This is a genomic window from Tenacibaculum sp. AWR4_210 (assembly GCF_056160945.1).
In genome coordinates, this window is sequence record NZ_JBSWYF010000002.1 from 406,138 (window position 1) to 418,265 (window position 12,128).

Here is a 12,128-nt window from a genome sequence, read left to right on the forward strand (position 1 = left end):
GCAAGGTGGGATACAGTAAAAAACAAAAATCACTCGCATTAAAAATAGCCTTGTTTGCAACGGGGGTGAGTGGCATCGTAGCAGAGTATATTTTATCGACTTTGGCGTCTTATTTTATCGGGAATGCCATCTTACAGTTTACCTTAATTGTTTCGATAATGCTGTTTGCAATGGGCTTGGGGAGTAGGTTTAGCAAGCGCTTTACCTCTCAAGTAATCGTCTGGTTTATACTCACCGAATTACTGCTGTCTATACTCGTATCGTTTTCAGCGTTGGTAGCCTACTGGGTGTACGGTGTTACGGACATTTCTTGGTTGGTAATTTACTGTCTTTCCATCGCTATCGGACTGCTGATTGGTTTGGAAATTCCCTTTGCCACCCGAATCAATGATGAGTTTGAAGAACTCCGATTAAACATTTCCAGTATCTTGGAGAAAGATTATTTTGGAAGTTTGTTGGGTGGGTTATTTTTTGCCTTTGTCGGCTTACCGTATTTAGGGTTGACCTATACGCCTTTTGTACTGGGGATATTGAATTTAACCGTTTCGTTTTTCCTGTTTAAGATATTGCAAGAATACATTGCGCCTGCTGCAAAACGAGGACTGAAAATAGCCTATGCCTTGGTAACGCTTGCTATTGTTGTTGGAGTCTATTTTGCAAAACCCATCGTGAAGTACGGAGAACAGGTAAAATACAAAGATAAAATTGTGTTTAGTGAGCAAACTCGGTATCAAAAGATCGTGATTACTCAGTGGAAAAATTGGCATTCTCTCTATATTAATGGCAATCAGCAATTGTCGTCATTCGACGAGTTTATGTATCACGAACCCATGGCTCATATCCCAATGAGTTTATTAAAACAACGAAGTAATATTTTAATTTTGGGTGGAGGTGATGGCTGTTTGGCTCGCGAATTACTGCGGTATCCAGAAGTCAAGTCAATGACCTTGGTTGACCTCGATCCGCGCATGATTGCATTGGGAAAATCCTACCCGGTGTTGAAAGAATTGAATGAGAATGCCATGAACAACCCCAAGGTAACTTGTGTTTCTGAAGATGCGTTTAACTTTTTAGAAAAGGCTCCTGCGCAATTTGATGCCATATTTGTGGATTTGCCCGATCCTAATTCAGTTGATTTGAACAAGTTGTATACGAAGCAGTTTTACCAATTGTGTTATCAAAAGCTACGTGAAGAAGGGGTGTTAATAACTCAGGCAGGAAGCCCATACTACGCTACCAAAGCTTTTTATTGTATCGATAAAACCTTTCGAGCTGCGGGCTTTAAAACCCTCCCAATGCACAATCAAGTGCTCACTTTAGGAGAGTGGGGCTGGGTGTTAGGAATGAAGCAACCAGTAAAAGGAAGAATCATGGATACCCGAGGTTTTGAGCGGATGAAACTAAAATGGTTAACAGCAGAGGCCATACCACAGTTAATCAGTTTTGGAAAACCTTTGGTAGATACAACTGGGGTGGAGGTGAATACCATTTTTGAACCTAAATTATACACCTATTACCGAGATGGTAATTGGGACTTATACTAAAAAAGCATCGCCGAAGTGGACGATGCTTTTTTTATACTGTTAAAAGTGGCTTCGTTATTAGTCGCGCGACATTAAAATTTGAAGCACGTACCAGAATAAAAGCATTAACGAGGCAAACAAGCCTAATGCTGCTGGAATATATTCTTCGTTGGTGTATTCATGTACCAAATTAGACGTTTGGTAAAGGATGCTTCCTGCCGCTAATACACACATACCAACAGAGAACCAAAGCCCCAAATTAAATCCGAAAAGGGTTCCTGCAATAATGAGGGCGATCACAATAAAAAAACCAATTGATAAGATAGACCTTAAAAAAGAAAAGTCTTTTTTGGTGATAAACACAATTGAAGAGATTCCTGCGAACAGTCCTAACGTTACGATCGCTGCTTGTTGAATTAATGCTGTGCTATTTGTAGTTTCAATAGCGATGTAAATCAACGGAATAAAAATAAAGGCTTCTGCGAAAATATAAGTGGCATAGGCCAGGTATTGCATGTTTTTGTCGGTGGTTTTCAGTGCGGTACTTTCTGCGTAATTCGTGATGAGCATAAATCCTCCTAGCAAGAGTAACCATTTATAGCCTTGCGTCATTGAAACCGCAAAGTTTACGATACTCGCGCTTTGCAAGAACATAAACTCAAATAAAAAGAATAGCAATACACCTCCAGCAACGTGTGCATAGGTCTTTTTGTAAAAGGCAACGCGTTCCGCAGCAGAAAGTTGGGCAACGGCAACCTTGTTGTTGTCAAATGAATTTTCCATGTGGTAGTTTTTTTGGAGTAAAGATAGGAATATTGATAGGATACTCTGATGTTTGAGAAAGGTGTTTTTATTATCGATTGAAAATTCTATGAATAACCATTTTGAACGGTTTATTGTTTAAAATTTGACGTTTTTTGGTTAATTGTTTAATTTTTAAATATTTAGAATCGTTATTAATAGTTGGCTCGCTAGTGATGACTGCTGGGCTTGTTACCTTTATTTTGTGTTAAAAAAAAACTAAATTATTGTTAAAATTATTGTATATATTGTGAATCGTTAAAAAAGCCCTTCTAAAATTATCGATAATCCAAAATATTGGTAATTTTTTTAAAGTTTGTTTATTGGGGAACTTAACAAACTAGATTAATTAATTTTTTAAATTTTAGACATGAAAAAAATGTTTTTAACTGTAGCAGTTGTGGCTGCTACCCTGGTAGGATGTCAAGACTCAGCAAAAAATGACGAAATCGTACCACAACAAAGTATCGACATGAGTGATTTCTATGTTGAAACGGAGGACAACCACGCAAGGGGAGGAAATGATCTTTGTCATTCGATGAAGGTATTAAACAGACAGGTTAAGGAGAATCCTGGTCTTTACAAGAAAATGTATGATATCGAGTACGCAACGCGTCAGTTTATTGCAGCTAAAAAGGGAGGAAATGGAAATGGTAACGGCAACGGCGGCGGTGGCACCGGTGGCGGTGGCGGAGGATCTACTCCAGATAATTTAGGAGTGATTACCATTCCGGTATACATTCACGTAGTATACAGCAATTCTAATGAGAATATTAGCGATGCACAGATCACTTCTCAAATGAGAGTACTCAATGACGATTTTAGAAAGGCGAACTCAGATGCTTCGAATACACCAAGTGAATTTGCTGGGGTTGCTGCAGATAGTGAAATAGAATTTACCTTGGCAGGAACGTATCGTTATGCGAATTCAAGAACTTCATGGGGAACTAATGATGCCGTTAAAGCTGAGTATCCGCCTATTACTCCAGCAACCCATTTAAATATTTGGGTGTGTAATATCGGTGGAGGAATTCTCGGATATGCACAATTCCCAGGAGGAAATTCAGCAACCGATGGCGTGGTATGTGCACCTCAGTACTTTGGTACTACAGGTTACGTATCTTCACCGTTTGATGGAGGTAGAACTATGACTCACGAGGTTGGTCATTATTTGAATTTACGTCATATTTGGGGTGATGGTAGATGTCGTCAGGACGATTTTGTAGCGGATACACCATCATCAGACGGTCCTAATTATGGATGCCCTTCGTATCCAACCGTTAACTGTCGTTCCAATGATATGACCATGAATTATATGGATTATACGAACGATGCTTGTATGAGCTTGTTTACCGAAGGTCAAAAATCGAGAATGAGAGCGATTTTCCAGTCTGGAGGAGCAAGGGCCTCAATGCTTAACTAATACAATTTTAAAAGGATACTTCGGTATCCTTTTTTTAGCGCTAATAATTGCTATGCAATTGTGTAGTTGATTGCGGAAATAGTGATCCCACTGTAGCACAACGTTTCTCATCCATGTCATAATGAGTTGTTGAATGGCTCTTTGTAATTTTTGATTCTAGTATAATGAATAGCCTATATGTGGAAAAGGGTTGAATTACTTTTGGTATCATTTATGCAGATGGAGTAGGAAAGGCTTTGTTCTTACACTGTCTAATAATTATGAATGATTGAAGTGGATTAGAGGAATGCTTTGTAAGATATACGTCTTTTTTCATATATTGAGCTCAAATTATTAGAAATGAAGAAAACAACTTATTTTTTGTTAGTCGTTTTAGCTATGTGTTTTACAGCTGTTAGCGCTCAAAAATCCAGTGGATTTGATAAAATTACATACAAAGCCGAAACCAGAGGGACACAGGTCCAAATTACCTTAGAGGGTGATGAAGTCGTTTTTAATCGCAACGGTCAGCAAAAGAAATATCAGGTTTCTTATGTGAGAAAAGCAAAAATTCAGAAGTTGTTATCAGAAGTATCTTTGAATGCGCTGAAGACTTTAGAAGTCCCGTCAAACAAGCGTTCATCAGATGCCGCCTTACAGGCACGCCTAGAGATAGAACAACGAGGAGTTCGGTATACATCTCCTACCTTTGACGAAGGGAATCCACCTACAAAGATTAAAGAATTGGTACATTTGCTCTTAGATTTGAGCAAACCAGAATAAAAAAAAATCCGAGAATATTCTCGGATTTTTTTATTGTTAGAACTTAAGTGTCAGTCCTAATAAAACGTTTCTAGTGGCTTGCGGATAGTATCCAGCTCCGTCTACTGTTTTGGTAGTACCTGGTTGCGACCAAGTATCGTCATAGGTATAGTAGTACCCTCTATCGACGTATTCTTTGTTAAAGATATTGTTGACCGTTCCGCTTAATACGATAGATTTGAAAACCTTTTGAGTTGGAATTTCAACAACTACATTTAAATCACTGGTAAAGAATCCTTTTAAGACATCTAAATCAGTTACTTTACTGTTGAAGTTACTCATGAACTGTTTTCCTACGTATTTTGATAAGAAGGCGATTTGTACCGATTGTACTGGTTGGTACACCAAGGCATTACCGAAAATGATGTCCGGTGAAAAGGTGATGGGAGTATCTCCTAAATTCTGTAATTGCCCGTCAATTTTTGCGTAGAAATCTTGGTTTACGTTTTTACTAAACGCAATGTTCGGACGCAGTGCCAGTGTTTTTGCTAGGGTGATGTCCGCGTCAATTTCGATTCCTAAACGATAACTCTTTCCGCTTGAAGCGCGTAAAGGCTCTCCTGAATTCGGGTCAATGGCACCAGTTAAGATGAGCTGATTTTGGTAATCCATAAAGTAAACATTGGTATTTAACTTTACGCGATCCGTAGCAAAACGCCATCCTAATTCGTAATCGTTTAGGCTTTCGTGTTGGCTGTTCCCTCCTTCAAAATCCGCTCTGTTAGGTTCTCTATTAGCACGAGCATAAGAAGCGTATAAGCTGTGTTCGTTGTTAAAGGTATAGGTGAATCCTAGTTTTGGATTGAAAAAACGATAGTTTTCATCAACAGCAATCGCTGCGCGTTTATCTGTAAGACCTGCGGTGCTATAATTGATAAAGCGTCCTTGAAGATCTACAAAAGCCTTTAATTCATCAGTAACATTGAAATTTACCTTTGAAAAAACACTCCAGTCCTGTTTCGTTGAGTTACTTTGGTAGTAACGATCTCCCCATTGCGTATTGGTAGCGAGTGCATTTCCCCAAATTAATTCTCCGTAATGTTCGTTTTTGTACTTACTGTACGACACTCCTGAGATCACTTCCAAGTTGTCGTTGGTATAGGTTAAGGTTCCGTTAGCCACATAAAAGTGGTTGTCTAACCAACGGCGAACGATGGCGTTACTTTTGTCTTGTACCAAATTGTTGTAAGCTGCGGCCGATACTCCTGATTTGAATTGTTCGAAATATCCTTTACCACGCGTATAATTTAAACCAACAGTGGTTGACCATTGTGCATTTAGTTTTTCATTCCAGTGCAATTGGTAGTGGTCTTGCCAGTAGTTGTCGGTTTCGTTTTCGTAGGTATACGGGTTTTGGCGTCTGTCTTGTGCCAATTGCTTTGGGGTTAATCCGGCCCAAGCTTGGTAGGTTTTCTCTTTTCCTCCAAAAACGAGTGCCTTGATAAAGGTGTTTCCGTTTTTATAACCTCCTTGTAAGAAGTACGATTTTAAATCCGTAAATGCACGATCTACATACCCATCAGAGTAGATGTTTGAAAGTCTACCGGCTAATTCAAAGTGCTCGTTGATACGTCCTGTAGTAAATTTAACCGTGTGTTTTCTAGTTCCGAAAGATCCAAATGAATTGGCAATTTCTCCACCAGCTTCTTCAGCCATGGCATCTGTTAAGATATTTAAACTCGCACCAAAAGCTCCAGCTCCATTGGTAGAGGTTCCTACACCACGTTGTAATTGTAAACTTTGAGTCGAAGAAGCAAAATCTCCCATATTTACCCAAAACGTCCCTTGGCTCTCCGCATCGTTGTAAGGAATTCCGTTGATCGTAACATTTACTCTACTCGCATCCGAACCACGAACGCGAATGTAGGTATATCCAACTCCTGCACCAGCATCAGATGATGAGGTTACCGAAGGTAAATAGTTTAATAAAACAGGAATGTCTTGACCTAGGTTGCGTTTGGCGATTTCCTTTTTGCTCAAGTTACTGTGTGTTACAGGAGCATCGGCTTTTACACGTACCGCTTGCACGAGTACTTCGTCTAAAACGTGATCACTGTTTAAAACAAAGGTGATCGACGTATTTTCTTTGAGGTCAATCTCTTGTTGTAAGCTAGTAAAACCGATATGGGCAATGCGAACTGTTTGTTTACCGGCCGGTACCTTGAGCATAAAGTTCCCCTCAACGTCAGTAATGGTTCCCTTTTGTAGTGAAGGAATACTAATGGTGGCTCCCTCTAAACCGTTTTGATTTTTGTCAGTTACCTTACCACTCAACACATAGCTTTGTGCATGAGCTGTAAGTCCGAGTAACATGACGAATAAAAAAGCTACTGTCTTCACTTTTTTACATACGAATGTCAACTTCATGATAGTCAATTCAGAATAAAAGGGGTAATTATTCTTCAGTTATGATTTGTAATTATTGGGGCTGATAATTTTATCAGCTTATTCCTAAACAGCATTACCTGTTCTAGGTTCTATGGGTATGATCTCAGCCTTTTTCAATTCGATAGCGTATCGAATATGGCACCCCTTTATGAGAACGGCGCAAAGGTAAGGGGTTTCCTTCATGTAGAAAAGAAACCCCTTGTTTTTATCTGTAGCGAACATTCTTATACTTCTTCGGTACTAGGCTCTGGTTGCAAGGCTAATAGCTGAGTCATGTCAATACCCGTCAAGGTACTTACCTGATCTTGAACACAGTCTTTTTGGGTACAATTGTCAGGAATAAGCGCTGTTCTCAATGCATCGTAACGATCCATAAATTGGGTAATTTGAAGCAAACTAGAATAGGCTGTTGTATGCTGATATCCCGCCTGCATTAAAAAACGAACCAGATTTTCCAGGGCTGGGGTAAATGCGTGTAACTGCTTGGGTGTAAAATAACGTACAAAGCTAAATTTCGTACGCAAAACCTGATCAGAGGCTTTGTCAAAGCTACCTTTGAGTGCAGTAAGTGGTTGTATTTGTCGGTAGTTTTTTACATGTGGTAAAGGACGCGTGCTGATTTTATTGATGGCGGCGATCTGAGTTATCGGACCAATCATGTCTGGTGTAATTCCGAAATCTTGATACAGCGTTGGAATGGCTGCAAGTGTACTGGCTTGCCATGCCATGGGTACGATGTCGAGGTCATTTTTAACGGCGTGGTAGGCAATTTTTCCGAAGGTAAGTGCACCGTCTTTGGCAAGCAAACTTTCGTAGTAACTGACAAAACTCTCTCCGAGTTTTGGATGAGTTCCTATGGTCGGACCTGCCGAAGGATAGGTGGCTATTTTCATGGAGTTGGTGGTGTCCCAGGTAGCTTGTGTGTGTAGTAAATACAGTGCCAAAGCAGGTGAAAGGGCTCCTCCTAGGCTATGTCCGGCAACGGCTACTTCGGCAGCTTTGATACCGTTTTCATAAATGAAGTGCTGTAGTCCTTCTAACAGACCTCTTCCTTGGAATTTCATTTTTTTAGTGAGTATCTCAAGGCCTCTGGCGGTACCTTGTGCAATAGCTCCTTTTCCCTTTCCTGTAATAGACTTCCAAGATACAGTTTTGTTGACATCAAAATCTTCGTGCATCCAACCGAAGTAGGAAATAGGATTGGTTCCGGCAATGGCAATCACAAAGAGGTTTAACTGCGGGCTGTAGTATACGCCCATCGTATTGTCGGCAATTGCGGCGGAAGAATTTTCGTCGGTAGCGTAGACGACAGGTCCCCACACTTCTTTCCAGTCGTCACCGATGAGTTTTTTAATTTCTTTTTGAGCGAGTAGTGCGGTTGCGAGACCACTTACAAAGCCCTGGAGTTGTTCAAATGATTTTCCGCAGTCTTGATTATTGGGAAAGCTCAAGCCATAAGCGCTGTTACTGGCGAGCGATAGGCTGTGGATAATTTGTTGTTTAGAATAGGTTGGTTGCATAACGAACAATTGTTTAGTTAGATTAATCAGCGGCTTTCGAGGGAAGCCTACAGGATTAAAATTACTGTCTTCTCGTTATGGTACTGACTGTGATGGTTGTAAGAGTTCGTATTTAGTGCTTAACTCAGCTAGTATTGGGTATGTGTGTGCTGTTGGGGGCTTATAAGTTTTGTGAAAAGGTGTATAAATTGCTTTTTTCTGTCAAAATTTTATCGATATGTGCCACTGCCTTTTGCAAGCGGGTCGTTTTGTCTCCTTTGAGTAAAACGTAGGGCTTTTCATATTTTTTAAGAGCATCTTCAAAAGCGTTGAACATTTCTTCACGTTGTTCAGGTCTGTCTCGCAAGTCGTCGGCTACCCATGGCGTATCAATATAGGTCAAGAAATACACATCGTAGGTGTTCTCTTGAGCGGCCGCATCGAGTTTTGGGTCAACAAAACCTCCGTAATATTGCTCAGAGTACACCTTAGTTTCTAGTAAATCGGTATCACAAATAAGTACTTTATCTGCTTTTAAAGCGAGGTCATTTTCCAATTTCATCTGCCCTTCAGCTATGGGAATTAAATCGCTTTCTTCACAGGTTTTTCGCTCGTTGTTCCATTTGTCTTGTAGGTATTCTCTGGCGTATTCCGGAGCCCAAACAGTATTGTAATGACGAGCAAGTTGCTCAGAGAGCGTCGTTTTTCCTGTACTTTCAGGACCGAATAAAACTACTTTGACTAGGTTAATGTCGCGTTGCTTAAGTGCTTTTTCCATGAAATATATCCGAATATAGCGATGAAGGTGAAAACTAAATATTGTATGCTGGTAAAGGTGAATCCTTTATAGAAATACAAAGGTATGGAAATTAAATCGCCTAAAATCCAATAGATCCAGTTTTCTATTTTTCTGCGGGCCATTAACCACATTCCTACAAAGAAAACAGCGGTCGTTACGGTGTCTACATAGGCGGTCCAAGAATTCCATTTGTCAAAGGTTTGGTATACGGCAAATACAAATAATAGAGTCGCTATAAAAATGAGTACACTAATGCGTTTTTCTTTGTTCGTAGTTCTAGAGATGGGAGTCACTTCGGCGCCGTTTACTTTTTGGGTCCAAACATACCACCCGTATACACTCATGATAAAATAGTAGGCATTGATCATCATGTCTCCAAGCAGTTCCCATTTCAACAGCAGGTACACGAAAATAGCGGTACTTAACATACCTGTAGGGAATACCCAAATATTATTTTTTTTCGAGAACCAAACGGAGAGTCCTCCAAAAATTACAGCGATAAATTCTAAGGCTACATCCAATGGGGCGTAGCTACTGTATTGCCCGAAGAGAAAATCAAAAATTTGGCTCATAATCGCTTCGGTTAGATTTTACAATTTTCAGGAAGATAAGTCCGTTTTCCATCAATTCAAAGGCATTTTTTATCTCGGAGTGTAGCAAAGGCATCACGACATCGTAGTCGCCGTACACTTGGGTACTCAGTGGATTTTCAATAACCGTTAAACCGGAAGCGCGTAATTTTTTAATAAACGCGATAATTGGTGCTTCGAATTCGTTTTGTAGCGGACTCAAGGTAAGCTCGACAGATATTTGCATAATTGATTCATTCAAGGGGGGCTAAGGTACGAAGTTCTCAGCACATAATCGCCCCTCTAAAAGGCGTATACGCAGGTAAAATCCTCAATTTCTTCAAAGTGCACATCGTAGTCGTCCGATTTACTTTCGTACAAGATTGTACCAGAAGTTTTTTGATCTTCAAAGGCAAAGTCTTCAATGTAGATATGGTCTAGAAACAACAGTTTTTTCTTTCCGTATATTTTGTATAAACTCTCTTTAGCTCCCCAAACTACCGTGAGTTTACTCACCAGGGCATCGTGGTTGGCGATGGACTTATAGGCGTCTATAGGGGTGAATTTATGGGCAATTTTCACAATTTTATCGCGGCGTTTTTCGATATCGATTCCTACCGGATGTTCAGGTGAAATAATAATGGCCGTAAAGGTAAATGAGTGCGTAATGGAAATGTGATGACCGTTGTTCAGGTGTGGTTTTCCGAATTCGTCATAGCGCAAATCGCTATCGGTATAGCCTTCTTCTTTGAGTAAATGCCGGATACTGAGAAAACCTTTTTGGTGGAGTTCTGACTTCATGGCATCCACGCGGTTTTGACTCGTTGTTGTCAACGTGATTCCAGTCGTTAATTCTTCGATAGACTCTTCTATCTTCCAAATCAATACTTTAATATTGTTAACAAGTGTTACAGTTTTGTAAATAGGCATAAATTAAAAAGTTATTCCGTAACTTTGCAGCTCGAAAGATTGATAATAAATATACAAAAAATATGAGCACAAATACAGCTACATACGTTCCTTACAAAGTTAAAGATATTTCTTTAGCTGATTGGGGAAGAAAAGAAATTGAGTTGGCAGAGGCAGAAATGCCTGGATTAATGAGCTTACGCGAAGAGTATAAAGAGGAGCAACCGTTAAAAGGAGCACGCATTGCAGGTTGTTTACACATGACGATTCAAACGGCTGTATTAATCGAGACTTTACAAGCATTAGGAGCTGAGGTTACTTGGAGTTCTTGTAATATTTTCTCTACTCAAGATCAAGCTGCTGCTGCGATTGCTGCTGCTGGAACTTCAGTATATGCATGGAAAGGAATGAACGAAGAGGAGTTTGACTGGTGTATCGAGCAAACGTTATTCTTCGGTGAGGATAAGCAACCTTTGAATATGATTTTAGATGACGGTGGAGATTTAACCAATATGGTATTGGATAAGTACCCACACTTAGTTGACGGAATCAAAGGATTGTCAGAAGAAACAACCACAGGAGTACACCGTTTATACGAGCGTATGAAAAACGGAACATTGCCAATGCCAGCAATTAACGTAAACGATTCTGTAACGAAGTCTAAATTCGATAACAAATACGGATGTAAAGAATCAGCAGTAGATGCTATTCGCCGAGCTACAGATGTAATGTTAGCTGGAAAACGCGTTGTAGTATGTGGATACGGAGATGTAGGTAAAGGAACTGCTGCTTCATTTAGAGGGGCAGGAAGTATTGTAACCGTGACTGAGATCGATCCAATTTGTGCCTTACAAGCGGCAATGGACGGATTTGAAGTAAAAAAGTTAGAAACCGTAGTTGGTAATGCTGATATCGTAATTACAACGACTGGAAACAAAGATATCGTTCGCGGAGAGCACTTCGAAGCAATGAAAGATAAAACCATCGTTTGTAACATCGGTCACTTCGATAACGAAATCGATATGGCTTGGTTAAACGGAGAGCACGGAGCGAGCAAGGTAGAAATCAAGCCTCAGGTTGACAAGTACAACGTACATGGTAATGATATCATTATTTTGGCAGAAGGACGTTTGGTAAACTTAGGTTGTGCTACAGGACACCCGAGTTTCGTAATGTCGAATTCGTTTACCAATCAAACATTGGCGCAAATCGAATTGTGGAACAATTCAGAAGCGTATAAGAACGAAGTTTACATGTTGCCAAAACACTTAGATGAGAAAGTAGCAAAATTACACTTAAAGAAAATCGGTGTTGAGTTGACAGAGTTACGTCAAGATCAGGCTGAGTACATCGGTGTAACCGTAGCAGGACCATTTAAGCCTGAGCACTACAGATACTAATAGCATAAAGACTACT

11 protein-coding genes are annotated in these 12,128 nt (G+C 40.0%); 4 read left to right on the top strand and 7 right to left on the bottom strand.

Annotation, left to right across the window (positions count from 1 at the left end; genetic code table 11):
* Positions 1–5 precede the first annotated feature (5 nt).
* Complete coding sequence (locus tag ACXAG7_RS05205) at positions 6–1,544, top strand: polyamine aminopropyltransferase (protein ID WP_476666185.1); 1,539 nt, start codon at positions 6–8, stop codon at positions 1,542–1,544.
* A 57-nt stretch (positions 1,545–1,601) separates the two neighbouring features.
* Here ACXAG7_RS05205 and ACXAG7_RS05210 read toward each other — a convergent pair whose 3' ends face one another.
* Entirely contained in the window at positions 1,602–2,306 is a 705-nt protein-coding gene (locus tag ACXAG7_RS05210; protein WP_408042140.1) for a Bax inhibitor-1/YccA family protein, read from the bottom strand.
* 388 nt (positions 2,307–2,694) lie between these two features.
* Between ACXAG7_RS05210 and ACXAG7_RS05215 the strand changes: the two genes are divergently transcribed.
* A complete protein-coding gene (locus tag ACXAG7_RS05215; protein ID WP_408042141.1) occupies positions 2,695–3,747 on the top strand; it encodes a zinc metalloprotease in 1,053 nt (350 codons plus the stop codon).
* 339 nt (positions 3,748–4,086) lie between these two features.
* A complete protein-coding gene (locus ACXAG7_RS05220; RefSeq protein ID WP_408042142.1) occupies positions 4,087–4,509 on the top strand; it encodes a hypothetical protein in 423 nt (140 codons plus the stop codon).
* A 36-nt stretch (positions 4,510–4,545) separates the two neighbouring features.
* Here the strand turns inward: ACXAG7_RS05220 and ACXAG7_RS05225 are convergent, their stop codons facing one another.
* The 6 genes from ACXAG7_RS05225 to ACXAG7_RS05250 form a co-directional block, all read right to left on the bottom strand.
* On the bottom strand, positions 4,546–6,915 hold the full coding sequence (locus ACXAG7_RS05225) for a TonB-dependent receptor (protein WP_476666186.1): 2,370 nt from the start codon (positions 6,913–6,915) through the stop codon (positions 4,546–4,548).
* Between the two features lie 245 nt (positions 6,916–7,160).
* Complete coding sequence (locus ACXAG7_RS05230; RefSeq protein ID WP_408042144.1) at positions 7,161–8,456, bottom strand: lipase family protein; 1,296 nt, start codon at positions 8,454–8,456, stop codon at positions 7,161–7,163.
* Positions 8,457–8,616: 160 nt separating this feature from the next.
* Positions 8,617–9,213, bottom strand: a complete 597-nt coding sequence (locus tag ACXAG7_RS05235) for an AAA family ATPase (protein ID WP_408042145.1) — start codon at positions 9,211–9,213, stop codon at positions 8,617–8,619.
* Entirely contained in the window at positions 9,177–9,806 is a 630-nt protein-coding gene (gene pnuC / locus ACXAG7_RS05240) for a nicotinamide riboside transporter PnuC (protein ID WP_408042146.1), read from the bottom strand. The genes ACXAG7_RS05235 and pnuC overlap by 37 nt, the downstream gene beginning before the upstream one ends.
* Entirely contained in the window at positions 9,790–10,050 is a 261-nt protein-coding gene (locus tag ACXAG7_RS05245) for a hypothetical protein (RefSeq protein ID WP_408042147.1), read from the bottom strand. Before ACXAG7_RS05245 ends, pnuC begins: the two co-directional genes overlap by 17 nt.
* Before the next feature lie 56 nt (positions 10,051–10,106).
* Complete coding sequence (locus ACXAG7_RS05250) at positions 10,107–10,733, bottom strand: 4'-phosphopantetheinyl transferase family protein (RefSeq protein WP_476666187.1); 627 nt, start codon at positions 10,731–10,733, stop codon at positions 10,107–10,109.
* A gap of 62 nt (positions 10,734–10,795) precedes the next feature.
* Here ACXAG7_RS05250 and ahcY point away from each other — a divergent pair, with 62 nt between their 5' ends.
* Entirely contained in the window at positions 10,796–12,112 is a 1,317-nt protein-coding gene (ahcY, locus tag ACXAG7_RS05255; RefSeq protein WP_408042149.1) for an adenosylhomocysteinase, read from the top strand.
* Positions 12,113–12,128: the final 16 nt, after the last annotated feature.

What these genes read in the sequence shown, in the direction of transcription:
- ACXAG7_RS05210 (WP_408042140.1), bottom strand. Translation starts at nt 2,306, where the DNA reads ATGGAAAATTCATTTGACAACAACAAGGTTGCCGTTGCCCAACTTTCT.
- ACXAG7_RS05215 (WP_408042141.1), top strand. Translation starts at nt 2,695, where the DNA reads ATGAAAAAAATGTTTTTAACTGTAGCAGTTGTGGCTGCTACCCTGGTA.
- ACXAG7_RS05220 (WP_408042142.1), top strand. Translation starts at nt 4,087, where the DNA reads ATGAAGAAAACAACTTATTTTTTGTTAGTCGTTTTAGCTATGTGTTTT.
- ACXAG7_RS05225 (WP_476666186.1), bottom strand. Translation starts at nt 6,915, where the DNA reads ATGAAGTTGACATTCGTATGTAAAAAAGTGAAGACAGTAGCTTTTTTA.
- ACXAG7_RS05230 (WP_408042144.1), bottom strand. Translation starts at nt 8,456, where the DNA reads ATGCAACCAACCTATTCTAAACAACAAATTATCCACAGCCTATCGCTC.
- ACXAG7_RS05235 (WP_408042145.1), bottom strand. Translation starts at nt 9,213, where the DNA reads ATGGAAAAAGCACTTAAGCAACGCGACATTAACCTAGTCAAAGTAGTT.
- pnuC (WP_408042146.1), bottom strand. Translation starts at nt 9,806, where the DNA reads ATGAGCCAAATTTTTGATTTTCTCTTCGGGCAATACAGTAGCTACGCC.
- ACXAG7_RS05245 (WP_408042147.1), bottom strand. Translation starts at nt 10,050, where the DNA reads ATGCAAATATCTGTCGAGCTTACCTTGAGTCCGCTACAAAACGAATTC.
- ACXAG7_RS05250 (WP_476666187.1), bottom strand. Translation starts at nt 10,733, where the DNA reads ATGCCTATTTACAAAACTGTAACACTTGTTAACAATATTAAAGTATTG.
- ahcY (WP_408042149.1), top strand. Translation starts at nt 10,796, where the DNA reads ATGAGCACAAATACAGCTACATACGTTCCTTACAAAGTTAAAGATATT.